The 24,995-nt window shown below is 39.5% G+C and carries 17 protein-coding genes and 1 riboswitch; of the genes, 12 read left to right on the top strand and 5 right to left on the bottom strand.

Annotated elements, in window-relative coordinates; all coding sequences use genetic code 11:
* Positions 1-3 precede the first annotated feature (3 nt).
* The 3 genes from B5X70_RS14165 to B5X70_RS14155 all read right to left on the bottom strand — a co-directional run bounded on the left by B5X70_RS14165 (position 4) and on the right by B5X70_RS14155 (position 6,752).
* Positions 4-2,400 (bottom strand): DUF5686 family protein, encoded by a 2,397-nt coding sequence (locus B5X70_RS14165; protein ID WP_079558560.1) that lies wholly within the window; start codon positions 2,398-2,400, stop codon positions 4-6.
* A 12-nt stretch (positions 2,401-2,412) separates the two neighbouring features.
* The gene (locus tag B5X70_RS14160; RefSeq protein WP_079558559.1) at positions 2,413-3,255 is read right to left on the bottom strand and encodes a pseudouridine synthase; all 843 of its coding nucleotides are present in this window, start codon (positions 3,253-3,255) and stop codon (positions 2,413-2,415) included.
* 269 nt (positions 3,256-3,524) lie between these two features.
* A complete protein-coding gene (locus B5X70_RS14155; RefSeq protein ID WP_079558558.1) occupies positions 3,525-6,752 on the bottom strand; it encodes a ligand-binding sensor domain-containing protein in 3,228 nt (1,075 codons plus the stop codon).
* Between the two features lie 1,022 nt (positions 6,753-7,774).
* Between B5X70_RS14155 and glmM the strand changes: the two genes are divergently transcribed.
* The 10 genes from glmM to B5X70_RS14105 all read left to right on the top strand — a co-directional run bounded on the left by glmM (position 7,775) and on the right by B5X70_RS14105 (position 21,224).
* Positions 7,775-9,160 (top strand): phosphoglucosamine mutase, encoded by a 1,386-nt coding sequence (gene glmM / locus B5X70_RS14150; RefSeq protein ID WP_079558557.1) that lies wholly within the window; start codon positions 7,775-7,777, stop codon positions 9,158-9,160.
* A 769-nt stretch (positions 9,161-9,929) separates the two neighbouring features.
* Positions 9,930-11,348, top strand: coding sequence for an efflux RND transporter periplasmic adaptor subunit (locus B5X70_RS14145; protein ID WP_079558556.1), 1,419 nt, complete (start codon positions 9,930-9,932; stop codon positions 11,346-11,348).
* A 42-nt stretch (positions 11,349-11,390) separates the two neighbouring features.
* Positions 11,391-12,740, top strand: a complete 1,350-nt coding sequence (locus B5X70_RS14140) for an ABC transporter permease (RefSeq protein WP_079558555.1) — start codon at positions 11,391-11,393, stop codon at positions 12,738-12,740.
* Positions 12,741-12,792: 52 nt separating this feature from the next.
* Complete coding sequence (locus B5X70_RS14135; RefSeq protein ID WP_079558554.1) at positions 12,793-14,286, top strand: TolC family protein; 1,494 nt, start codon at positions 12,793-12,795, stop codon at positions 14,284-14,286.
* A gap of 45 nt (positions 14,287-14,331) precedes the next feature.
* The gene (locus tag B5X70_RS14130; RefSeq protein ID WP_079558553.1) at positions 14,332-15,585 is read left to right on the top strand and encodes an efflux RND transporter periplasmic adaptor subunit; all 1,254 of its coding nucleotides are present in this window, start codon (positions 14,332-14,334) and stop codon (positions 15,583-15,585) included.
* A gap of 440 nt (positions 15,586-16,025) precedes the next feature.
* Positions 16,026-16,955, top strand: coding sequence for a malate dehydrogenase (mdh, locus tag B5X70_RS14125; RefSeq protein WP_079558552.1), 930 nt, complete (start codon positions 16,026-16,028; stop codon positions 16,953-16,955).
* A gap of 259 nt (positions 16,956-17,214) precedes the next feature.
* Positions 17,215-17,694: a hypothetical protein gene (locus B5X70_RS14120; RefSeq protein WP_143255083.1), complete on the top strand. Its 480-nt coding sequence runs from the start codon at positions 17,215-17,217 to the stop codon at positions 17,692-17,694.
* Positions 17,695-17,758: 64 nt separating this feature from the next.
* Positions 17,759-18,502 (top strand): head GIN domain-containing protein, encoded by a 744-nt coding sequence (locus B5X70_RS14115; RefSeq protein ID WP_079558550.1) that lies wholly within the window; start codon positions 17,759-17,761, stop codon positions 18,500-18,502.
* Between the two features lie 206 nt (positions 18,503-18,708).
* Positions 18,709-20,166, top strand: a complete 1,458-nt coding sequence (locus B5X70_RS14110) for a hypothetical protein (protein ID WP_079558549.1) — start codon at positions 18,709-18,711, stop codon at positions 20,164-20,166.
* Between the two features lie 11 nt (positions 20,167-20,177).
* Complete coding sequence (locus B5X70_RS14105; RefSeq protein WP_232468389.1) at positions 20,178-21,224, top strand: endonuclease/exonuclease/phosphatase family protein; 1,047 nt, start codon at positions 20,178-20,180, stop codon at positions 21,222-21,224.
* Here B5X70_RS14105 and B5X70_RS14100 read toward each other — a convergent pair.
* A complete protein-coding gene (locus B5X70_RS14100; protein ID WP_079558548.1) occupies positions 21,211-21,732 on the bottom strand; it encodes a TrmH family RNA methyltransferase in 522 nt (173 codons plus the stop codon). The two genes, B5X70_RS14105 and B5X70_RS14100, sit on opposite strands and share 14 nt — an antisense overlap.
* 12 nt (positions 21,733-21,744) lie before the next feature.
* Positions 21,745-23,157, bottom strand: a complete 1,413-nt coding sequence (locus B5X70_RS14095; RefSeq protein WP_079558573.1) for a CCA tRNA nucleotidyltransferase — start codon at positions 23,155-23,157, stop codon at positions 21,745-21,747.
* Between the two features lie 281 nt (positions 23,158-23,438).
* Between B5X70_RS14095 and trxA (B5X70_RS14090) the strand changes: the two genes are divergently transcribed.
* Both trxA (B5X70_RS14090) and trxA (B5X70_RS14085) read left to right on the top strand, forming a co-directional pair.
* Positions 23,439-23,798, top strand: a complete 360-nt coding sequence (gene trxA, locus B5X70_RS14090; protein ID WP_079558572.1) for a thioredoxin — start codon at positions 23,439-23,441, stop codon at positions 23,796-23,798.
* A 264-nt stretch (positions 23,799-24,062) separates the two neighbouring features.
* On the top strand, positions 24,063-24,527 hold the full coding sequence (trxA, locus tag B5X70_RS14085; protein ID WP_079558571.1) for a thioredoxin: 465 nt from the start codon (positions 24,063-24,065) through the stop codon (positions 24,525-24,527).
* Positions 24,528-24,861: 334 nt separating this feature from the next.
* Positions 24,862-24,956, top strand: a riboswitch (TPP riboswitch).
* The last annotated feature ends 39 nt before the right edge of the window (positions 24,957-24,995 follow it).

The following is a 24,995-nucleotide window of genomic DNA, read 5'->3' as shown; positions in this document are numbered from 1 at the left end:
ATATTAAAATCCGATTTCAGCTCCAATGGTAAAACTCCAGTTGTTAATTTCTTTGTGGTTTCGGTATGACCCATATCTATAATGGATGCCTACACCATATTTCAAAACCATCTGACGAAACAAATTTCCGAAATAGATTCCACTTTCAAAATATCCTTTATTGAAAGTGGAAACTGTTTCTGAATACTTTGATGCAACCTCACTCCAACCTGCAGAAGTAGAGAGCGTGATTTCGGGTTTAAAACTTCCCGACCTATTTATACGGGTTGGAATCGTAGCACCGAGAAAAGCAAGTCCGAAGGTGTTGGCTGCAAATTCGTTGGGAGCCATGGTGGCGAAAGAGTATCGTGATTCAATACTCAAGCCGCTATTGTAGGTTCCAAAAGCACTGTAAAGATGCGTTGGCGTATGGTCTCCCCACAAATGTGCTCCCGTTAATCGAAGATGCCCTTTGACCACTGGCGTTATGCGAAAATGATGCTCGAACTGCGTTTCAGTTTTCATATATGAGATGGACTCATCGGATGAATCCCCTTGGCCTGTTGCAAAGTTGACCCAAATCGAAGGCATTTCGCCTCCGGTTGATGTCAGTCCAAATCCTGTGTACGCCAGTTTTATGCGAGGTTGCCATTTCAGTCGGAGACTGCTTTCGTGCGTTGTGAACTCAGGAACGATTTCTTCGGTCAGCATGTATGGGTAATGCATCACCGGAGTAACTTCTTTGTATTGATATGCCAACTGTGCTTTTAATCGACTGAAAACACGGCTTGTAAAAGCCGTGTTTATTTGCCGTGAGGGGTCGGCAGTTTCTATGGCTATGTTTTTATAACGTTCCGAAGAAGTTAGCTCGTATCCATCCAAAAAGCTGAAATTACCGGTTGGAGCCAAACTCTTTTCTGCAGATATTTTCCACGACTGCTCGTGCATCCGGTTGAACCGGAAACGCAAATTTGCGCCAAAATTATCATCACGCGACTTAAAACTTCGGGTGTAAAAACCTCCGGTACTAACATAAGGAGAGAGTCGGTCGCTGGTTTGAAGCCCAATTCCGGCAATCAACCCCTCGTACCTGTTGTAATTTATTAACTTGGATACGTCAAGGTTAACATATCCAATAGGAATGAAGCCCTCCATCAAATTTCTCTGGAGATTGATAAACCTGTCAAAATTGTGAGCCCTGCCCAGACTGTCAAGAAGATGATAGGTTGCTGAATCTCTTGCTGTCAGAGGCTGATATCGGTGCATATCAATAGGTTGCGCGCCCGGTCTTCCCGATTCATCTATGAGGTAAAGATTGCTGAAATCCCTTGAAGTGAATTCAGGGTTTAGATTTACGGCAGTTACCATGCTTCGTCCTTCTCCAGTTACCGGAAACGGAAATGCTTGACCTAAAGCCGTTTCTCGCATGGTTATTTTAGTCTCCAACTGTTCCGGAAACCAATGATTGTTATTATGCAACTTATAGTTTTGGCGTATTGAAAGCTCATAAAGCAACTGATTTTCATCAGCCGTTGCCGAAACGGTTTGTATGCCCCAGGTAGGTTCATGTATGTGAAGAGAGCCGGTCATTCCTCTTATGTTTGAACCCTTACGGGGTTCAAACGAGATGTAAAAAATGGTGTCGCCATTGCTTTGAATCAGCGTGTCTTCAATTAGAAACAGATAGGCTCTTAGGCCTTGAGTTGAGACCGGATTCAGTAGGTCGGTATCAAGTAGTCTTATGTAGTTATTGTAAAAAGTAAAGGGTTGAAGCTGACTTGGCAGAACGGCCATAGTCGGCTGTTGGAACCCACTTACTCTGCCCGATATTACTCTTTCGTTGGTTCTTGATGGTGGAATGTGTTTTCGTTCCGAAACTGATTCAATGAGCAGGATGTCGTTGACGCGATTAAATTCCCAAAGCCGGCGGGTTTCTTCGTTGGTGGTTATCAGTGTATCGGGAATCTCCATCCCGAAAGTCATTTTATGGTAAATGATGCAGCTGTACGGCGTTTTGTTATCAGGATTGTTGATATCCCTGTTATCAACTGTGTTTCGGATGATTCTCAATGCCGGATTTTCTCCCGGAAGAATGGTAACCTGATCCAGTTCAATGTTAACAGGTTTTAGCAGAACGGTTTGACCGTTCTGCAATGTGTCGGTATTGATGGTCAGTGGAGCATAGCCCAGAGAGCTGATTCTGATAATTTTGGTCTCAGTTGAATGAGGGATGATAAAATCTCCATTAATATCCGACACCGTACCTTGTTGCGTATCACCAAAAACAATGTTTGCAAAAGAAACAGGCGTTCGATTTTCGGCATTTTTTACAGTGAAATTTAACGTGTTTTGGGAAATTACGTTAAATGAACCACAAAATAAGAGAATGAAAAAGATTAAGGTGTTTTTTTTAAGCATCATCAGATGTTTAGGTTAGAACATTCCGGCTTTTAGGTATTTTACTTCATCTGGGGTTAAAAATCTCCATTTTCCACGCGGCAGATTTCTTTTGGTGAGGCCTGCAAACCATACTCTGTCAAGTTTCTCAACCTGATAGCCGAGGTGCTCAAAAATTCTTCGTACAATTCGGTTTCTGCCCGAGTGTATTTCAATTCCAACCTGTTTTTTATCCTCCTCATGAGCATAGCTTACTGCATCAACTTTTATTAATCCGTCTTCCAGCTCAATTCCTTTGGAAATGGTATCTATATGCGCTTTTGTTACAGGCTTATCTGTAAAAACGTGATAGATTTTTTTGATTTCAGAGGAAGGATGCGTGAGCTTTTTTGAAAGATCGCCATCGTTGGTCAGCAGCAAAACGCCTGTGGTGTTTTTATCCAGTCGGCCAACCGGGTAAACTCTCTCATCGCAAGCCTCTTCCACCAGGTCTAGAACTGTTCGCCGGCCTTCCGGGTCAGAAGATGTGGTGACCATGTCTTTGGGTTTGTTGATGAGGATGTAAACCCTGTGCTCGGGGTTTAGTTTCTTTCCATCATATTTTACAACATCGTTTTTACTCACTTTCAATCCAAGTTCTTTAACCACATTGCCATTTACGGTAATAAGCCCTTTGGATATTAACTCATCGGCCTCTCTTCGACTGCATACTCCGCTGTTGGCAATGTAACGGTTAAGCCTTATAACATCAGATTGTTCTGGTTCTTCGTATTTTGGCTTTTGCGTTCTGTTTGGTCTTTGTTCTCTTTTTGAGAATGATTTATCCGGTCTTTTTTTATCCTGATTCTGTTTGTTGAAGGTGCGTTTTTGGTTTCGCATTATTATCTGGTTTTATTGAGAATACTTAATGATTAGATTTCTTATGCAAAAGTGCGAAAAAAAAGAGGATAAATTCAATCAGAAATAATTTATTGACAAGTTTCTTAAGGTTAAGATATAATTGAATTTAAATTTGAAAAGTCGTTTGTGTGAAAATTATCAATTAAAATAAAGGTGTGGGATTAGCACACCTTTTATATCTGGTAGAAATGATTAACTCATTGGTTGGATATTTTAACTGATCCACATTGTTATAACATCTCATCCTGTTATAACTCGTCCACCGATAAAGAGTTGATTGATTTATCGAGTTTTTCAGCTAATGTAGCAGTTCCTGCAACATAATTTTCAATTTCTTGAATTGCAGTACTTATATTGCTAGCTTGTAGGGATTGGTTTTGACTTGACTCACTAATTTGAGATATTAAGTATACAATGTTCTTAATGTAACTATACAAATCATTTATTTTGGTACTGGCTTCAGCTGAAAGATTTAGGCCAGTTTTCGACAGCTTCTGAATATTTAAGGCCACTTCTTGGGATTGGTCTGCAAGTTTTTTTACTTCAGCTGCTACTACGGCAAAGCTTCTACCATGAACTCCAGCGCGTGCCGCTTCTATGGAAGCATTCAAGGCAATAAGATTTGTTTTTCTGGCAAAATCTGAAATAAAGCCAATCCCTTCATTTATGTTTATGATGGCATCAGAGGTCTGTGAGACTATATCAACGGTCTTTTCCGTATTTTTTTCAATTTCTTTTCCGCTTACCAGTATTTTAGACGCACCGGATGCGTTTTCTTTGATATCCGAAGCCATTTGTTCGATGCTGGCCGACATCTCTTCAATAGATGCTGCTTCACTATTTGTAGAATTTAGTAATTCCTCGGAAGCTTTACCAAGATCTTTTTTAACTTCATCCATTATTTTAGTGAGTTTCTTCTGTGCTTCAAATAGACTGGCATTGCGTTCTTCTACCTCTTTCGTTGCTTTGGAAATTCTCTCCTCAAGATCTTTCTGGTTCTGTCTTAGTTTTTTGGTTCGCCAACGGGTATATTGAATTATAAGGGTTGTTATAAGGATAAGTATTAAGCCTCGAAACCACCAAGTTCCCCACCATGGTGGCAGGATTCTGATGTTTATCATGGCTCCTTCTTCATTCCATAACCCATCATTATTGGATGCAATCACATGAAAAGTGTATCGCCCCGGAGGTAGATTCATATAGGATGCCGTTCTTTCATTTGTGTGGATGTAATCATCATCAAAACCTATCATCCTGTATTTGTATTGATTATCCTCGGTTGCTGTGTAATTTATTGCTACATAGGAAATCTGAAAAATATTTTGCCTGTGATTTAGTACGATTGTTTCTGTTGCTGATATGTGCTTACTGAGAGGAGAGTTGTCGGCTCCTATTTCAACAGAGTTATTAAAAAGTAAAAAGTCAGTAAAATAGACAGGTGGAATGACCTCGTTTAAATTCATATCAAGTGGATCAAAGGTGTTTAATCCATTTAATCCTCCAAAATAAATAGTTCCATCACCATCAATAAGACTTGCGTTATATTTGAACTCTCTACCCTGTAGGCCATCTTTGGTAGTGAAGTTAATAAATTCATTTTCTTCTGGTTTGTATAAACTGATCCCATTTGTAGTACTAATCCAAATATGATTATTTGTATCCTCCAAAATACCCATTATGCCGTTTGACGGTAGTCCGTTACCTTGATTTATTACTCTAAAGCTTTTATCTTCTGGGTTGTAGATGCTAACTCCGGCATCACTGCTTCCCATCCAGATGTGTCCCTTAGAATCCTCGAAAAGAGTGTAGATGATGTTGCTTACCACTGAGTTTGGATTACTCGGGTCGTTTCTGTATGCGATCATTTCCTTTTTGGAAATATGATATTGGTAGACACCTCCACCTTCGCTACCAAACCATATATTTCCATGGCTGTCTCTCATGGAGGTCATAATCTGTGTCTGAATTATATTTTCTTTGCCTGTTAATTCTGTGTAATTTGAAATGATATCAGTTGCAGGGTCAAAATAATTGGCCATTGGGCTGCCCAATATCCCTAACCAATATCTTCCGTCATCATCAGGTTCAATGCTCCAAACATCGTTGTCATTGGCATACCTTAAGTGCTCTCTCACCCTGCCAGTTTCAGGGTTGAACTGCATAAAACCTGCCCCCCAGGTACCCAGTAAAATGTTTCCAAACGGATCTTCTGAGATTACTGTTATAACATTGGATGAAAGTCCATTCTGTTCACTGGTATATCTCTGAAATGTTCCTTTTTGTTTGTCGAACAGATTTAGTCCTCCCCCATCAGTACCTACCCATACCCGACCTTTAGAATCTTCAAAAACTGAAAGAACCGGATTGGGGCTAATGGAAGTGGGATCATCAGGGTCGTTTCTGTACGTAGTAAATTTTATTGCATTGGGATCATAATAGCTAATCCCATCATTAAAGTGCCCTATCCAGATGATATTGGTGTTACTTTCGTATAAATCATATATTGTGTTTCCGGCAATGGATTGGGTTGACTGCCTGTTGTATGTTATATGTGTGGCATTTGTCCAGTCTTGATTGAGAATATAGATCCCATAGGCATCTGTTCCAAGCCAATAGTCTCCATTTTGCGTCCTGATTAAATCTCTTGCATTGGATGCCACCCTAACAGGAGAAACAGGTGAGTTATGATAATGTGCTATAAAATTGAAATCATAATTGTACTTGAACAAGCCTGTTCTGTTGTCGCCTATAATTATATTTTTTTGAGGATCCATTAATAGGAATTTCTCAGGATTACTTAATAGATGGCTATTTTCAATTTCTATTTCAGTTACTGAGAAGTCTGATTTGTTGACGAGATAAAGATTGGGGCACATATTAATGCTAACCAGCCATTTATCTGAGGAGTAGTCAAGAATGGTGTTGATTACGTCAGAACAATACCCTTCGAAGAAATCATCATAATATGTAAAGTCAAATCTTTCGGTTTCTCTATTGTATATAGCTAAACCTGACTGAAAAAAAACCCAAAGATTTCCTTCATTATCTATTTGTAATCCTCTTGTATCATTTACCCAGTGTTTGTTGTTATATTCAGGAAGTTGAGAGTGTTGTGTGAATCTTTGTGTTTCCCTGTCGAAGGAAGATATGCCATTAAAAAAAGTCGCGATCCAAATTATGCCATTTTCATCCTCTACAATGGCTTCTATGCGGTTACCTGATATGGAATGCTTGTTGCCAGGATCATTACGAAAAATGGTAAATTCATATCCATCATACCTGTTTAACCCATCACGAGTTCCAAACCACATGAAGCCCTGGCTATCTTGTAATATACAATGGACGTTGCTTTGGGATAGTCCATCTTCAAGAGATAAGCGTTCAAATAAATAATTATGCTGTTGAGCCGAAGAACAGAAAATAGATAAAACTAATCCTGATAAGGCAAAAACAATATTTCGAAATAATGTATTCATAATGATAAATTGTGTTCCTGAATGGTTTTGCTATTTATTTGATCATCATTGGGATTATTATTGTGCGGTTGATTTTTGGGACGATTTGTGTGGGCATACAGGCTTTTAGGTGAGTTCTTGGTTTATCATTGTTTGTGTAAAGTTCGTTGAATTGATTGTTTAATGTACTTGTGATTTAAGAGGTCTATTTGATGGCTCCTATTGTCACCCCCATTATACAAGTATTCAACAATGTGGTAACCAAATAGTCGATTGAAAGTAGTAATACTTAATAAATATTGAATTTGTTTCATTTATACCTGTTTTTTTTAGAGTCGAATCCGGAAAGTGTTAAATATTAGATAAAGAGATGTTTATGTTGTGTGTTTGATGGTTTTTTGGTTTTGTTCGATAGCTTTTTGAGGAGTGTTGTCTGGTTTTTAAACTCAAATTGAGATTATTAATTTTTTAATTAACTATTATGATTAGACCTAAACTAATAAATCGCAAGATTTTTTTGAAATATCTTTGATTGAAATATTGATAATTTGATAATTCAATATTTTGCCATTATTTAAGACCTTTGAATTAAGCCTCTAATTTATTCTTGTACACGAATAAATTAGAATTTTACCCTTATCAGGTATTCTCGCACGAAATAATCATCTATCATTTATAGCTTTTCTTAACCCGCATCATTGAATGGAGTTAAACTTCGTTACCCTAATTGTCTGTTACGATACTCTTCCTCCTGCTCTTCAAAAAAATGAAATGAAAACAATGCATTACTCCCTTCATCAATATTACTTGTCTTTATATTGATTTACTTGTGTTTGATGATCTTTTTACTAACAAAACTCGAAATATGTCAATACCTAGGCTAAGTCCTATGATTTAAAAGTTGTATGTTTTATTCCTTAAACTTTTTCCCATCTTGTACTCTTCGTTTATATTTGTATAGTAGAAATGTCTGTTTCAATTACATTGTAAAATGTTTTGGTTCTTCGAACAATTGATTAAAAGTGAAATATAAAAAAAATAATATGGCGTTAATTAAATCAATATCAGGAATAAGAGGAACAATAGGTGGCAAACCCGGTGAAGGATTAAGCCCCATAGATGTAGTAAGGTTTACTTCAGCTTATGGAATGTGGCTGAAGGAGCGATGCAGAAAAGCACAACCATCAGTCGTGGTTGGTCGTGATGCTCGTATTTCGGGTGAAATGGTGAAAAATTTGGTAGTAGGCTCTTTACAGGGATTGGGAATCAATGTGGTTCACCTTGGTCTGGCCACAACACCAACAACCGAATTATTGGTTGTTGAACACAACGCCGATGGAGGAATTATTCTCACAGCCAGTCACAATCCAAAGCAATGGAATGCACTTAAGCTATTAAATGAAAAGGGAGAGTTCTTGAATGCAGCCGATGGCGAAAGGGTTCTTGAAATTGCAGCGCAGGAGGCTTTTCTTTATGTCGATGTAGACCAATTAGGGAGTTTTGTTGAAGATTCATCAGCACTCAAAAAACATGTTGAAAGCGTTTTGGCTTTAGATTTAGTGGATGTGGAAGCCATTAAAAAGGCAGGATTTAAAGTGGCAGTTGACTGCGTTAATTCGGTTGGAGGCATTGCCATTCCGGCAATGTTAAAAGCGTTGGGGGTTACCAATGTGCTTGAGTTGTATTGCGAACCCAACGGACAATTTCCGCACAATCCGGAACCTTTGCCTGAGCATCTTACAGATATTTCTGAACTCATTAAAATTGAGAAAGCCGATGTGGGGTTTGTAGTCGATCCCGATGTTGACCGCCTGGCCATCATCAGTGAAGATGGTTCCATGTTTGGAGAGGAATACACGCTGGTTGCCGTTGCCGACTACGTGCTGGCCAACACCCCCGGAAATACAGCATCGAATTTAAGTTCAAGCAGAGCATTGCGTGATGTCACCGAAAATCACGGCGGAATTTATGCAGCAGCAGCAGTAGGAGAGGTGAACGTGGTTGAAAAAATGCGTGAAATCGGTGCAGTGATTGGTGGAGAAGGCAACGGAGGGATTATATACCCTGCCAGCCATTATGGCCGCGATGCATTGGTTGGTATGGCACTTTTTTTGACACACCTTGCAAAATCAGGCAAGAAATGCTCTGAGTTGCGCAACGAGTATCCTTCATATTTTATGTCGAAAAACAAAATTGAACTGACTCCGGAAATTGATGTGGTTGGCATCTTGTTAAAAGTCAAAGAGAAATTTCAAAATGAAAAGGTTACAGATATTGATGGGGTAAAAATTGATTTTGCCGACCGTTGGGTTCATTTGCGTAAATCGAATACAGAACCTATCATCAGAATCTATTCAGAAGCACCTTCGATGAAAGAGGCTGATGATATTGCTTTAGAGATTATTGAGGTGATTAAGAGTCTGGCATAAATGTAATTGCTGTATAAGTGTAGATCAAAATCTACATATGGTTGAAAAGTTTTAGAAAATAGGAAAGATATTATTTGTAGATGAGGTTCTGGTGTTAGAGAACTCCGGTGATTCATTATGCTATCTTTAAGTGACTGTTTAAAATTAGTTTCAAAAGAATTCTATAGATTATAGATCTTTATCCCGAGACATTCGGGATAAGACAGATAGAATCGTTTAGAAATAAGATTCGGCACAATTGGGTTCCTGTTTTGTATTGTCTATCGGTCTAAAAGTCTAACATCTAAAATTTTTTTATTTGATTCGATATAGCTTAAACAGTCTCTAAGGCTACTCCTCTAACACCCCAGAATGCTATTCCAGAATGAATTGAACCTGTATTTATTGCCTAAAGGCGAACTTCGCGTCATAAAAATGTCGTTATGGATAATTCTTGGATGCTAGCAGGTTAAATAAATCACTGTCATAAACGCACTATTTAATAGGATGCCTTTGTGATTATGAAGAATGACGGTTTGTGAAATTTGATATTTAAATCCTAAAAAAAGTTTTGATTAATATTTGACACGCAGTTTGTTCTTCCATGATTCGGTTAAATTGATTGTGGCGTTTGTGCACATATGTAAGTAGTTACGATGATATTAGTTTTGGATTGATGATATATTTTATGTTTTATTGATGATTTTTATCAATTAATTTTAAAGTTTGGTTTAAACTTTAACTTGTACATTGTGTCATAAAGAAGAATCATATTTGTTATATATAAAGCATGCAAAACAGGAATTCTATTGTCAAGAGAGTAGCCATTGGAGCGGCAGTGGTGATTGTGTTGATTTTTGGTTTTTGGATATTTCGCGGAACAGCACTAACAGGAGATATTTTAATCGAGGCTCATGTACAGCGTGGAACCTTTGTAGCCGAAGTCTATTCGACCGGGCAATTACAGGCTGAAAATGCTACATTTATTGAGGTTCCCTCTGAGTTGTCAAGTCGCAGGATTAATATTTTCGAAATACAGGTAACCGACCTGGTAGAAGAGGGAACAGTCGTTGAAGAGGGGGACTTTGTGGCTTCGCTGGATCATAGTGCCATTGAGGAGTTACTCAATGACGCCAGAGATGAACTGGAGCGTTCGCTTCAGGCATTAGAGGATGCACGCATCGATACCAATATAAATATGAGCAATTTGCGGGATGGTCTTGTGAACGCTCGTGTTGCCGTGGAAGAGCGCAGATTAGTAATGGAGCAGTCTATTTATGAATCACCGGCAGTTCAACGTCAGGCTCAGTTGGATTATGAGCGCGCTGAACGCAATTTGACACAGGAATTAAGCAATTACAGTTTAAAGGAAAGGCAAGCGCGACACAGTGTTGAAAGAGCCTTGGAAGAAGTCCGCCGACATCGAGAGAGTGTGGAAGATATTGAGCGATTGTTTAATGCTCTGGATGTTCGTGCTCCTAAACCAGGAATGGTTATCTATAGTTATGACCGATTGGGAAGTAAAATCCGTGTTGGGAGTACTGTTAGTAGATGGGCACCACGAATAGCTGAGCTGCCTGATTTATCATCCATGATCTCTAATACTTTTATCAACGAATCAGACATTTCGCGTATAAGACCCGGCCAAAAAGTAGTGGTGGGGGTAGATGCATTTCCGGAAAAGCGTTTTGATGGGGAAGTTGTCACTGTTGCAAACATTGGTCAGATTTTACCCAATAGTGATGCAAGGGTTTTTGAAGTCACCATTCGGCTTTTTGGAACCGATCCGGAACTTCGTCCAGCAATGACTACCAGTAATATTATAACGGTTGATAGGATAGAGGATGTTTTATATATACCGCTTGAGGCAGTTTACAGAACCGATAGTACAAGGTATGTTTTTACTCGAACCAATCAAATAGTGCGTCAGATTATAGATGCTGGAATGGAGAATTCGAACCATGTAGTGGTTCGCAATGGATTGGAAGAAGGTCAGGTGGTATTCTTAAACCCACCGTCTAATCGAGAAGAATTACCCCTCCTTGGCGAAGAAATATATAAAGAGATCCTTCAACGCGAAGAAAAAGCAGCTAAAGATTCCTTGGAACAAAATATACAGGAGGTGCCCCAAAGGCGTGGTTCGAGAGATGATGATGGAGAAAGAAGAAGACCCGGTGGCGAGGGAAGACGCAATCCAATGCCTCAATAACATTATTGCGTATTTCTTTCAATACGAAAAACTAGATTTGAGATGAGACAGATTAAGAGACTTTTTACACGATATATTCATGATGTCATTATAGCTGTTGAAGCCATTTTGGCCAATAAAATGAAATCCATGCTTACTGCATTGGGTATCATGTTTGGAGTAGCAGCAGTAATTAGTATGCTGGCTATTGGCAGGGGTGCTCAGCAAGAAGTGTTGGAGCAAATCAGACTCGTTGGTGTTAACAATATCATAGTGAGTCCATCCGATATTGCTTTAGGCGCACCTAATGCCGCAGGTAGCGATTCCAGAAGGTTTTCTCCTGGATTAACACTTTTGGATGCCATGGCCATTGAAGAAGCTATTCCTACAGTCTCTCGTTTGAGCCCTGTTATAAGTATGAACTATCATGCCGTACTTGAGGGACGAAGTTATCCTGTGGTACTGGAAGGGGTATCTTCCAACTATTTTGAGTTACTGAATATTAATTTGGTTGAAGGCAAGGTTTTTAATCAGGTTCAGAGTGAAGGAGGATTTCCTGTAGCTATTATCGGGGATAATATCAGAAACCGCTTTTTCAGCACTCAGGATCCCATTGGACGGTATATCAAATGTGGAAACACTTGGCTGAAAGTCATTGGTGTAATAGAGCGCCGTGATTTTACTGCCTCTGCCTCAGATGAGATGGGGATCAGCAGTACCGATAACAAAATTTTCATCCCTACCCAAACCATGTTAATGCGTTTCAGAGACAGAGCCAGAGTAAATCCTGAAGTTCTGGAAAGCATTGCGCGCGGAGGGGGTAATGCCAACTCCGGAAATAACGGAAATGGAGTTGTAACGGCCAATCATCAATTGGACAAAATCATTGTTCAGGTTGATGAAACAGAGCATTTAAGTGTTACTGCCGATATCATCACCAGAATGCTGTTACGAAGACATTCTGATATTTATGATTTTGAAGTTACTGTTCCCGAGCTTTTGTTAAAGCAGCAACAAAAAACAAACGATATTTTTAATATCGTTTTAGGTGCCATTGCAAGCATTTCACTGATTGTAGGAGGGATTGGCATCATGAACATCATGCTGGCATCGGTTTGGGAAAGGATCAGAGAGATTGGAACACGACAGGCCATTGGAGCTTCAAGAAAAGATATTGTTGTGCAGTTTCTGGCTGAATCAACATTGATAAGCGTAACCGGTGGTATGATTGGAATTGTGCTGGGTGTTGTATTGGCGCGGCTGATTCATGTTATGGCCGACATTCAAACCATTGTAAGCTTGTTCTCTGTTCTGGTGGCTTTTGGGGTGTCTGCAACCGTAGGGATTGTATTTGGATACATTCCTGCTAAAAGAGCATCAGAGCAAGACCCGGTTGAGTCGTTGCGCCACTAAATTCGTTTATGCATCCAGGCATTTTATATAATTGTTTAGAAATTTGAGAATAATGAGAGTAATATTTTTTCTGATTTGTTTTACTGTTATTGGAGCTTATGGCTTGAAGAGTCAGGACAGGGAAATAATAGAGGTTGATTTAACCCTGGATGAGGTGATTCATTTGGCACATCAGCAGTCCCTTTTTAGCTTTCGTGCAAGAAATATGTATCTTTCACGTTATTGGGAGTTTCGTAGCTACAGAGCCGATCGTTTACCTAGCTTGGTACTGAACTCTACACCCGTAAATTTTGATCGTTCAGTGGTAGAGAGATGGGATCCGCAACAGGAGCAGGATCGATTTGTTTCGCTCTCTTCATTTTCTTCGAATGCAGCCTTGTCTGTTCGGCAAAATGTTACTTTTACAGGAGGTGTTTTTGATGTTACGTCCTCTCTGAGTCGACGCGAGGACATTGACAGGGGAATGGTTGAATATGCATCAGTTCCGGTGAGTGTCGGGTTCACACAGTCATTGAATGGTTATAACCGTTTCAGGTGGGAATCTCGTATAGAGCCACTTAAATTTGAGCAGGCAAAGCTTGATTATTTGCAATCCATTGAACAGTTATCTGTTCAGGCAACCAATCACTTTTTTAATGTAGCAACTGCAGAAATCAATCAAAGAATTGCGCGTGTTAATTATGCCAATGCAGACACTTTGTACCGGATTGGGCGGGGACGTTTTGAAATTGGTACCGTAACGCAAGATGAACTTCTTGATCTGGAGCTAGGGTTACTTAATGCTGAATTAGCTGTAAGTCGTGCAGAAATTGACGTTAAACAGGCTCATGCTTCCCTGAACTCTTTTTTAGCTCTGGATGATGATATTCGTGTACGTTGTATTGTCCCGGATAGAATACCAGATTTGCAGGTTGATGCAGACCTGGCTTTAAATCTCGCGCTGGAAAACAATCCTGACATATTATCCTATCAAAGACAAGTGCTGGAGGCTGAGCAAAATGTCGCCAGAACCCGTTCTGAAACGGGCTTGAATGCCAATATCAGAGCAAATCTTGGGATAAATAAAAATGCCGGGGATATTGATCTGGCCTATCGTAGTCCTTTTCTGGAGCAACAACAGTTTCGTGTTGGTGTAAGTATGCCTATTGTTGACTGGGGCGTTCACCGAGGAAGGGTTCAAATGGCAAGGTCAAATCAGGAGGTTACAGAGGCAACAGTAATGCAAGCTCTTCAGGATTTTGAGCAGGATGCCATTATTTCAGTTCTGGACTTTAACCTCCAAAAGAATCAAGTGGCAATTGCTGCCCGTGCTGATACCATTGCACAAATGGGATACGATGTTACCATGCAACGTTTTATGATTGGAAAAGTGGATGTCATCCGATTGAATTCTGCAAGGAATTCATTGGATGCTGCACGCAGAGCTTATATAGATGCTTTGCGAAGATATTGGGTGAGTTATTATGGTCTCCGGAGAATGACGCTTTTTGATTTTATTGAAAATCGGGCATTGATTGACGAACTTGATGAGTTGTTGCAAAGGTAAAGTGGTGTTAATATTAGTTCTGCTTAACAGACAAAATACAGACAGATGAAGAAAAATATTTGGCAATTGATCGCTCCGTTGGGTCTGGTTGTAGTTACATTGGTGGTTTATGCACTTGCAACCCGCGAATCCGATCGGGAACCTGATGTTGTCAGGGTTGAAAAAGGTACTTTTGAAGTTGTCGTATCAGCATCAGGAGAGTTAGAAGCATTAGAATACGAGCAGATTACGATTCCAGATGTGTTGCTTGACAGAACCATCCGCGTTCGCCACATACAAATAACTGATATGATCCGTGAGGGAACAGTTGTGTCAAGAGGGGATTATGTTGCAACACTTGATCCGGGTGAAGTGGAAGATCGATTACGGCAAGCCCAGGATCGACTGGAAATGTACCTTAATAATTTAGAGAATAATAGAATAGATAGCTCTCTCGTTTTAAGCGATGCAAGAGATGCCATTCGTCAGGCACGTGATCAGGTTTTGGACATGGAAATTAGATTGGAGCAATCTGCTTTTGAGTCAGAAGCTGTTCAACGTCAGGCTCAGATAAGTCTTGAGCGGGCAGAGAGAGATTACCAGCAACGGCATCGTAATTATACTCAAACGCGACGAAGGCTTGAACTGCGTATCCGGAGGGCAATGGATAATGTTAAAGAGACCGAAAATGAGATTCAGGTAATTGAACAATTAAAACAAGATTTGAGAATTACTGCACCCGCTGACGGAATGGTTGTGTATGCACGTGGTAATGATGGTCAAAAAATACGTGTTGGATCGCATGTTAGTCGTTGGAACCCTTTAATAGCTACATTGCCTGATTTGTCAACCATCCAATCTGTGGTTGATGTTAAAGAGATTGATATTGCAAAAATTCGTCCTGGTTTGCCTGTAAGGGTCAGGATTGACGCTTTTCCGGATGAACGATTTACTGGTGTTGTGAAACGAGTGGCAAACATCGGTCAGGAGCAAAGTAACGACTTTTTTAATGTTTTCAGAGTCGAAATAGAAGTTAATCCTGAAGGCAGAACACTTCTGCCGGGAATGACATCTTCTAACAACATCGTGGTGGAGTCAGTGAGAGACGCTATTATTGTTCCACGACTGGCAGTATTTACCGGCTCAGATAACATTCGATATGTATTTAAAAGGGAAGGGTTGTCCGTTGTGAAACAGCAGATTAGAACTTCTGGGGAAAATGACAACTTTTTTAAGGTGGTTGATGGAATTGAAGAAGGTGACCGGGTTATGCTGACGCCTCCATCTAATGCTGAAACTCTTAAGCTGGTTTCCCTGTAAAAATTATGCGGGTTTTTGTCAGTTTGTTCTTATGTCTGCTTTATTTCGAATAGAGAAAGGTTCATGAAATTATAAAATTGATGGTCAAAAAAAAGAGATCGCAACCTTGTTAAAAATACAAGCTGCGATTTTTTTTTGTTTTCATTGGTATTGCATATCTGTATTTTATTGTTCTGATGCATTTGTTGTAAGTATATTCGTTTTGCGAATAACGTTTTGAATCTCTAAATAAGATGTTAAGATTTATGAACTTTATCATCTAAAAAACTGTTACAAATCAAGACTTGTTAATTCTTTATAAAATAATGAAGAAATTTTTCTTTAATTGATGGCGGAATTATATATTTGCGCCTAATTAAAGAAATACAGAATTATCCAGGTGATATAATAGAGGCATTTAATTGCGGATTTGATCAATAACTTTTTAAAATTATATACGGATGAAAGTAACAGTTGTAGGAGCAGGGAATGTTGGAGCAACCTGTGCTGATATATTGGCTTACAGGGAGATTGCCAACGAAATAATTTTGATTGATATTAAAGAAGGCGTTGCTGAAGGCAAAGCACTTGATATATGGCAAAAAGCTCCGGTAGATTTATACGATTCCAAAACAATAGGTGTAACCAGTGATTACAGCAAGACTGCCAATTCTGATGTTGTTGTAATTACTTCCGGTTTGCCACGCAAACCAGGAATGACTCGTGATGATCTGATTGAAACCAATGCCGGGATTGTAAAATCCGTGACAGAACAAATCATCTCTTTTTCTCCAAATGCCATAATTATAGTAGTTTCTAATCCTTTGGATGTGATGACTTATCAGGCGCATATCACCAGTAAACTACCACGTACAAAAGTAATAGGAATGGCTGGAATTTTGGATACAGCTCGTTATCGCGCTTTCCTTGCTGATGAGTTAAACGTTTCACCTAAGGACATTCAGGCCATTTTAATGGGCGGACATGGGGATACAATGGTTCCACTCCCACGCTATACAACTGTTGGTGGAATTCCTGTAACCGAATTGATGGATGCAGATAAACTTGATGCAATTATTGAGCGTACGAAATTCGGAGGCGGTGAATTGGTTAAATTAATGGGTACTTCAGCCTGGTATGCCCCCGGTTCTGCTGCAGCCCAAATGGTTGAAGCCATAGTTAGGGATCAACGCAGAGTATTCCCGGTATGTGTAAAACTTGAGGGTGAATACGGAATTGATGAATGTTACCTTGGCGTTCCTGTAATTCTTGGTAAGAATGGCGTTGAGAAAGTCATTGAATTGGATCTGAATAAAGATGAGATGGCATTGTTAAATGAGAGCAGAGACCATGTCCTTGAAGTTATGAGTGTATTGGACAGATTGAAATAATTGCGACAGTTTAAAAATCAATATATGATTAAAGAGTTCGTTTTACGAACTCTTTTTTTTGTCCGAAATCGTACATGTTTTTTCTCATTTTCGAACAAAATGATGGGTCTGGGATTTGATAGTTGTTTGTGTAAGTATCAGAAATACAGATGTATGATTGTTTTGGCATCGTTTCTGTTTGATGTATGACAAATCAATCAATGGAGGATTAGTTATGAAAACAAAAGTTAATCAACTAAAAGGCAAGAAACTTAATCTGATGAGTAAGTTTATAGGAGGTTTAGCACTAGCTATCCTTTTAATGGGATGTTCTACATTGCATAATGGAAATGTTTCAGTTTACGATATAGATACAACAACTGGTATTTACGATTATACCGATGGTTTGAATATTTCTGAAAATCAAGACTCTCTGCTTGTTTTGGAAGATTGGATGATCAGTCTTGATTGGACGCCGCAATATGAGGATGAAATTATCATAGTAGAGGATTGGATGTTGAGTCTTGATCTATGGAATTACACTGGGATTCATTTCAGTAGAATAGAGGAAGATTGTCTTGAAAATTGGATGTTAGACATTAATTTTGCCTCAAATATGATTCAAACCGACTACATCGAAGAGATTGAACAGACCTTGAGTCCGTGGATGTTAAGTTCAGATGGTTTTTCAACTGACACTGAAACTCCCGATTCCCTAATGTTTGAATCTATTGTTGCAATGGACGTAATGCTGTTTTAATAAAACAGCATACGTTTAAATATCAGAATTAAGATTATCCGATTCAGAATACAATAATTCTATTATGAAACGAGTTTATAATTATATCATTTTAGTGCTTACAGTCTCATTGTTCTCAAGTTGTGTTATGGACTCCGGAAGCAGCCGGTTTTCTCATCACTCCTTTGATAACAGCGACAAAGTCGAAGTTAGGAGGACTGGAGATTTTACCACCGTTGATCTGGTTGGTGACTTTGAAATCTTTTTGCAAAAAGGAGATGAAAACCGACTGGAGCTGAAAGGTGATAAGAATATGCTCGACCGGGTATTAATCAATCATGATGATGACAGACTTGTAGTGGAGTTATTAACTGATAATATAAGCAGAAGATCTGCTTCACGGGTGGGTATTAGGCTTACTGTTACGGAGTTGAAGTCTTTAACTGCTGTTAGCAGAATCAGTTTACATACGCCTTCTGAGTTTACATTTGATTCTTTGGTAATGAATTTTGCAGGAGCTGTAAATGTGAATTTAGATTTATCAGGCAAATATTTGGAGTTGAATTTCGCAGGAGCTACCTCAGCGGACATCGAAGGAAATGTTGAGTGTTTGAAAGTAAACATGCCGGGTGCCGGGAAATTAAACGCGTATGATTTGATGGCAGAAAAAGTTGATTTGGTATTGGCCGGTGCAGGTAGTGCAAATGTTTTTGCATCAGAAGAGTTGAAAGTGGAAGTGGCTGGTGCCTGCGTTGTAAATTATAGAGGAAATCCAAGAAATTTGTATTCTAATGTAAGCGGGATTGGTCGTGTTCGTGCAGTCGATTAAAATTGAAGGTGAGTCGCATTAAGACTGATATTTTTGTAGATGTATCATATTGAATATTTAGTGATTTTTTTTTGGTAAAAAAATCACTGTTAATTAGTGTAAAAGAAATATTCAAATTGTGAATTTTTTTCTTGAGTGTTTGCGTTATATTTAATATATTGCGATTATAATGCCACGTTGCACCCCGAAAGGTTTATGTATTGTAAATGAAGAGATTGGTTCAGATATCTATTGTGTTGGCAATCCTTGTTGCTGGTTGGTCATGTGAGCGTGACTATCTTTTTCGTGGAGGGAGCGACGGGGTTAAACTATCTGCTGATACCATAATGTTTGACACCATCTTCACAACCATCGGCTCTACTACTCGCCAATTCCGGATTTACAATCCTTATAGCGCCGATATGACTATAGATGATATTAGGTTGGCTGGTGGTGATGATTCAAAGTTCAGAATAAATGTCAGTGGGCTTCCCGGACCTCACATCAGTGACGTTCCTATTCGTTCTGGCGACAGCATATTTGTTTTTGTTGAGGTTACAATTGATCCGGCAGGAACAGATGCTCCTTTTGTCGTCATGGACTCCATAATTATTTTTACCCGTGAACGAATGCAGAGCGTAAAGCTTATTGCGTATGGGCAGGATGTGGTATTAATGAAAGGTCAGGTTTTAAAAACGCAGACTTTTACCAATAATAAGCCTTACCTGATTTATGACTATATACATGTTGACACCACTGCAACTTTAACAATTGAAGCAGGAGCTCGCTTGCATTTTTACAAAAATGCAAATTTGATCGTATCCGGTTCTTTAAATGTTCAAGGGACAAAAGAGAAACCTGTTTTGTTTACAGGTTCAAGGCTTGAGGAATGGTATGCTGATAAGCCAGGTCAATGGGGTACCATTTGGTTAATGCCGGGCAGTCGTAATCACGAAATCAATTATGCCATTATAAAAAATGGAACCCGCGGATTAGTAGTAGATTCGGTTGGAATGAATGGAAGTGAACCGGTTTATATCTCAAATTCACGAATCGAACATAAAATGCTTCAGGGATTATTGGCGCAAAGTTCCTCACTGGTTGTGAATAATTCATTGTTTGCGGACTGTGGAAGTGCATCGGTAGCTCTTACTGTTGGTGGAAATTATGAGTTTTACTTTTCTACCATCGCTAACTATTATCAATGGGCCTTCCGAAATCGCCCTGCTCTTATAGTTTCCAATTATTATCCTGATGGTACAACAGGGGCTAAAGTTCCTCATGCTCTTGAAAATGCACTTTTCAGTAATTGCATTATATATGGCCAGTTAGAAAATGAAATTGAACTGGATTTTTACGAGGGAGAAGCAGGGGATCCTGACGATCCAGATTATGTTCCTCCGGTTATCAACTACCAATTTGAGCATTCATTGATTAGAATGCGTTCAATGCCAACTACTTTCGATGATCCTTATAATGATTATCCACATTATAGAAATGTGTTGATAAACCGAGATCCTTTTTTCAAAGCTCCAAGGGATTATGACTACCGTTTGGATTCTTTATCGGTTGCCATTGGAGCTGGAGATGTTACTGTGGCCAGACAATTCCCCGTGGATATTAACGGAATCAACCGCGAAAAGAAACCTGACATTGGTTTTATGCAGAGAGTTAGCTCCGAATAAACTCAAACCTAATGATGCCCTCACCCAAAACTCTATTGCCTTTTCTAATTCTTCTTCTATTCTGGTTTAGTCAGAGTGTATGTTGTCAGTTTCGTGCATCCGACACCGACACAATTGCTGGTATCATGTTTTATAATGTGGAGAATCTTTTCGATACAAGGAATGATCCCAAAAAGCGTGATGATGATTTTACTCCTGAAGGAGTCCGAAGGTGGACTTATTCCAGAATGCGGGAAAAGTTCAACAACATCGGTCGTGTCATATTGAATGCCGGAGGGTGGAATTTACCCGTTCTGGTGGGCTTATGTGAAGTGGAGAACAGTTGGGTGCTAAACGCCATGCTTAGAGAAACCGGATTGGATAATTTACATTACCGGGTTATTCACTATGAATCTCCTGACCTGCGCGGTATTGATGTGGCTCTATTGTACCGACGGGATCGTTTCAAGGTTTACGAATCCCGACCCATCCCTGTTGATTTTGGCCCGAACGAGCGTCCCTCCCGCGATATATTATATGTAAAAGGAGTTCTTGACCAGTCAGATACGCTTCACGTTCTTGTCAATCATTGGCCATCAAGATTTGGAGGCGCGGCGGTTACGCAATGGAAGCGTCAGTATGCGGCTCGACTTACCCGGCAAATATCCGATTCTATCCGTATGGTCAATCCACAGGCTTTGTTAATCATTATGGGCGATTTTAATGAACCGCACAAATCTGATCTGTTTATCAAGGATCTTGAAGTGGGGCTTCTGGAAGATGATGCTTGGCTTATCAGTCCGGCTTTAAAGATACCTCCCGGTGTCGGAACGCTTAAACATCAGCATGCATGGGAAATTTTCGACCAGATCATTGTTTCTCGCTCTTTCTTTGATGGCTCTTCACCAATTTATATGAGTGAACCTGAAATGCGAATTGTATCGTTACCGTTTTTGTTGGAAAGAGATGAACAAATGGGAGGAGTGAAGCCATTTCGTACTTATGTGGGTTTTCGCTATGCCGGGGGCTACAGTGATCATTTACCAGTTTGGATTGATCTGGTGGTTACTCCCCAATGATGTGTTGCGCTGTCCAGTGAAACAGACAGATGGCAGCCGCATGGGAAACATTAAGAGATTTGATTGGACCAGATACCGGAATGTGCAAATGGGTTTTTGCGAGATTGAGTAGACCGGATGAGATGCCGTTACGTTCGCTGCCTACCATTAGAGCCATTTTGCGTGGCAAATTGGCCGAAAACAGATTTTTTGAGCTTGGCGAAGTTTCAAGAGCAACAATAGTGTAGTCTTCCGGAATCAGTTTGAGGACTTCCTCTTCTTTGCAAAATTGCCAGGCAACTACATCTCCGGCAACTTCTGCCACTCGCTTGATTTTTGAGAGACGAGGAATCTCGTCGTCAACGATTACAAGCACCCTTTGGCAACCCGTATTCCCTGCAAGCCGAATAATATGACCAATGTTCTCAGCCGATTTTAACCTATCTGTAATGATGATTGGACCTGTATCCGGATTTGTTTCAGGATATGTTGTGTTGTTGAAAAACTGGTTGGCATTATTCCCTGTCATTTGTCTTTTAATTTAAGGATTTGCCTGAGGTGTTAAGCCCATTTCTTTGCCTTTTTTTAGCATGAATTGCCAGGCTTCTTCACGATCATTGTGAATGATGCCATCAAGGATGGCATCTTTGATGGAAGACTTTATGGCACCAATCTCCTGACAAGGTGGCAGGTTGAAAGTATTCATAATCTCTTCTCCAGATACAGGTGGCTGGAAGTTACGGATTTTATCTTTTTCTTCTATTTCTTTCAGTTTGCGGCGTACAATTTTGAAGTTACGTAGGTGTCGGTCAACTCTTTCCCGGTTTTTAGAAGTAATATCAGCTTCACAAAGAGTCATGAGGTCATCTATATCGTCAGCTGCTTCAAAAAGCAGTCTTCGAACTGCCGAATCAGAAACTTCCTCCTCAATTAGAGCAATGGGTCGCATATGAAGGAATACCAACTTTTGAACGTACTTCATCTTTTCGTTCAATGGCAACCGGAGTCTTTGGAAAATGCCGGGTATCATTTTTTGTCCCACATGATTGTGAGCGTGAAATGTCCATCCGTGAACCGGATCGAATCTTTTTGTGACGGGCTTTGCAATGTCGTGCAGAAGCGCAGTCCACCGTAACCACAAATTGTCGGTTTTGGGAGCTATCTGATCCACCACTTCGAGGGTGTGATAAAAATTATCTTTGTGCGATTTTCCTTGTTTGGTTTCAGTTCCTTTCAAGGCCTTTAACTCGGGCAGAATCATGTCGAGCAGGCCTGTTGCGTCCATTAATTTAAAGCCAATGGATGGCCTCGGGGAGGACATTATTTTATTAAGCTCTTCGGTAATCCTTTCTTTCGATACGATTTCAAGCCTCTCTTTATTGGTGCGGATGGCTTCAAATGTTTTCTCTTCTATTTTGAATTGAAGCTGTGCAGCAAACCTGATGGCACGCATCATTCGCAGCGGGTCATCGGAAAATGTGATGATGGGGTCCAGTGGGGTTCGGATTATTCCGTTATGCAGATCTTCCATTCCATTGAAAGGGTCAATGAGTTGTCCAAAAGATGGTTTGTTAAGGCTGATGGCCATGGCATTTATGGTGAAATCCCGCCGATTTTGGTCATCTTCAAGAGTGCCGTCCTCCACAATGGGTTTTCTGCTGTTTCTGTTGTATGATTCTTTTCTGGCGCCAACAAATTCGATGTCCATGTTTCGGTACCGAAACATGGCTGTTCCAAAACTTTTAAATACGGAAACCTTCATGTTTCCCATGCGGGATGCTACCTTTCTGGCTAAATCTATCCCACTGCCAATGACAAGTATGTCAATATCGGTGGTAGGTCTTTTCAGAATTAAATCTCTTACATACCCACCAATTACATATGTTTCAAATCCTTCTAATGAAGCTATTTCGGATACGGTTTTAAAAACCGGATGTGTTAGTTTTTCTTGCATGAGCATATTCTTGCCACTGGATTTCTGGTGTCTGCCAGAGGTTCTTTTGAACCACAAAAGTACAATTTTTCCCTGTAATTATAGAGTTTTGATAAGTACCGTTTTTTTGGCACAATGATTGTATCAAAACATATACAAATATAGATATTTGGATTTTAGAAAAAGTGTTTTTATATTTGTACCATCAAAGGATGTTAAATGTGAACAAGATTACATTTAAGAGGTTGTACAACAATAGAAATAAAGAGAATTTAAAAAATAATCATTTAAAATTTAAAGTTATGGTAGAGCATTTATCAGCAGAAACATTCAAGGAAAAAGTTTTTGACTACGCGAACAATAAAGAATGGAGTTTTTCGGGCGATAAGCCTTGTGTAATTGATTTTTATGCCGATTGGTGTGGCCCCTGCAAAATGGTCGCTCCTATTTTAGAAGAGTTGGCTCAGGAATACGATGGAAAAATAGATATATATAAGATTAATACCGAAAAGGAACAGGAGCTTGCCTCAGTGTTTGGTATTCAGAGTATCCCATCGCTTCTTTTTGTGCCAAAAGACGGCCAACCACAAATGGCTGCCGGAGCATTGCCAAAGGATAGTTTTGAAAAAGCATTTAAAGATGTGTTAAATGTGGAGAAATAGATTGAAGATTAAATCTTTTCGCACTATTTTTGAATTCGGAAATTAAATACAATACAGCGTTGAACCTTGGTTCAACGCTGATGTTTAATTTTAATCAATGCAGACTTGTATCAATAATCAGTTATGATTATTTGTAAAGAGGTCTGATTATTGTATGAGTTTTTAATCAGGGAAAATTGCCTGAGATTTTTAATTTTCCGTTTCCTCTATGCATTGGAAAAAATGTGCATAAATGCAGTTGGTAGCGGGGTAAAGAGAATTGTTATGAAGTATGTATTTTTATCACTACTGGCAGGAATGCTTTTATTCGGGTCAGAAAATGCGGCGGCTGAGGTAAATCCTTCATCGGCACCTGCTGCAAACGCCAACCGCGTTATTGAACTCAACGAAGATTCATTTATTCAGAAGGTTTTTGATTTTCGAAACAGTGAAACTTGGGAATATAAGGGAGACAGGCCTGCCATTGTTGATTTTTATGCCGTTTGGTGCGGGCCTTGTAAGCAGTTGGCTCCAATTTTGGAAGAGTTGCAGTCTGAATATGGCGAAAAAATTCAGATTTATAAGGTTGATGCAGAGAAGAACAGGGAACTGGCAGCCGCTTTTGGTGTTTCTGCCTATCCAACAATGATTTTTATCCCGATGGATGCTGATCCCGCCGGTGCCAGAGGTTTGTTGCCAAAGGAAGAACTGGAGCGCATTATTGCGGAATTTCTGAATGTGGAAAAGTAGTTTTTTATTGAATTCGGATATATACCAAACAGGGGTTGTCTCGCACGAGACAACCCCTGTTTGGTATATGAATGAGGAAGATGTCATGTATTTCATTAAAAGAAAGGTTGATTTATGAAATAGTAAAACATACATGGGTGGTATGATTAATTTTAATAAGGTAAATGAATGCTTAAAATATAAATTCTATATTTGCACCGACAATTTATTTTGCTCAATAGAGGGTGATAATTGATGTACCCCTTTTTTTGGCAGAGATTATTTGAGCTCACATAATAAATTGTCATATTTTGAACAAATATCAACCCATGGGGTTGATATGATATTATTTTAATTTCCTACAATGGGGTGCCTTAATACAAAGGGCTGAGATCATACCCTCTGAACCTGACCGGGTAATGCCGGTAAGGGAAAGTATATCTCCTAATATACCTCATTGCAGTTTTATTAATCATTTAAATTTAAACT

It is taken from the genome of Alkalitalea saponilacus, from assembly GCF_900168165.1.
Taxonomy (GTDB): domain Bacteria; phylum Bacteroidota; class Bacteroidia; order Bacteroidales; family Marinilabiliaceae; genus Natronoflexus; species Natronoflexus saponilacus.
This window is presented reverse-complemented; position numbering and strand designations above follow the sequence as displayed.

What these genes read in the sequence shown, in the direction of transcription:
- B5X70_RS14165 (WP_079558560.1), bottom strand. Translation starts at nt 2,400, where the DNA reads ATGATGCTTAAAAAAAACACCTTAATCTTTTTCATTCTCTTATTTTGT.
- B5X70_RS14160 (WP_079558559.1), bottom strand. Translation starts at nt 3,255, where the DNA reads ATGCGAAACCAAAAACGCACCTTCAACAAACAGAATCAGGATAAAAAA.
- B5X70_RS14155 (WP_079558558.1), bottom strand. Translation starts at nt 6,752, where the DNA reads ATGAATACATTATTTCGAAATATTGTTTTTGCCTTATCAGGATTAGTT.
- glmM (WP_079558557.1), top strand. Translation starts at nt 7,775, where the DNA reads ATGGCGTTAATTAAATCAATATCAGGAATAAGAGGAACAATAGGTGGC.
- B5X70_RS14145 (WP_079558556.1), top strand. Translation starts at nt 9,930, where the DNA reads ATGCAAAACAGGAATTCTATTGTCAAGAGAGTAGCCATTGGAGCGGCA.
- B5X70_RS14140 (WP_079558555.1), top strand. Translation starts at nt 11,391, where the DNA reads ATGAGACAGATTAAGAGACTTTTTACACGATATATTCATGATGTCATT.
- B5X70_RS14135 (WP_079558554.1), top strand. Translation starts at nt 12,793, where the DNA reads ATGAGAGTAATATTTTTTCTGATTTGTTTTACTGTTATTGGAGCTTAT.
- B5X70_RS14130 (WP_079558553.1), top strand. Translation starts at nt 14,332, where the DNA reads ATGAAGAAAAATATTTGGCAATTGATCGCTCCGTTGGGTCTGGTTGTA.
- mdh (WP_079558552.1), top strand. Translation starts at nt 16,026, where the DNA reads ATGAAAGTAACAGTTGTAGGAGCAGGGAATGTTGGAGCAACCTGTGCT.
- B5X70_RS14120 (WP_143255083.1), top strand. Translation starts at nt 17,215, where the DNA reads ATGAGTAAGTTTATAGGAGGTTTAGCACTAGCTATCCTTTTAATGGGA.
- B5X70_RS14115 (WP_079558550.1), top strand. Translation starts at nt 17,759, where the DNA reads ATGAAACGAGTTTATAATTATATCATTTTAGTGCTTACAGTCTCATTG.
- B5X70_RS14110 (WP_079558549.1), top strand. Translation starts at nt 18,709, where the DNA reads ATGAAGAGATTGGTTCAGATATCTATTGTGTTGGCAATCCTTGTTGCT.
- B5X70_RS14105 (WP_232468389.1), top strand. Translation starts at nt 20,178, where the DNA reads ATGATGCCCTCACCCAAAACTCTATTGCCTTTTCTAATTCTTCTTCTA.
- B5X70_RS14100 (WP_079558548.1), bottom strand. Translation starts at nt 21,732, where the DNA reads ATGACAGGGAATAATGCCAACCAGTTTTTCAACAACACAACATATCCT.
- B5X70_RS14095 (WP_079558573.1), bottom strand. Translation starts at nt 23,157, where the DNA reads ATGCAAGAAAAACTAACACATCCGGTTTTTAAAACCGTATCCGAAATA.
- trxA (WP_079558572.1), top strand. Translation starts at nt 23,439, where the DNA reads ATGGTAGAGCATTTATCAGCAGAAACATTCAAGGAAAAAGTTTTTGAC.
- trxA (WP_079558571.1), top strand. Translation starts at nt 24,063, where the DNA reads ATGAAGTATGTATTTTTATCACTACTGGCAGGAATGCTTTTATTCGGG.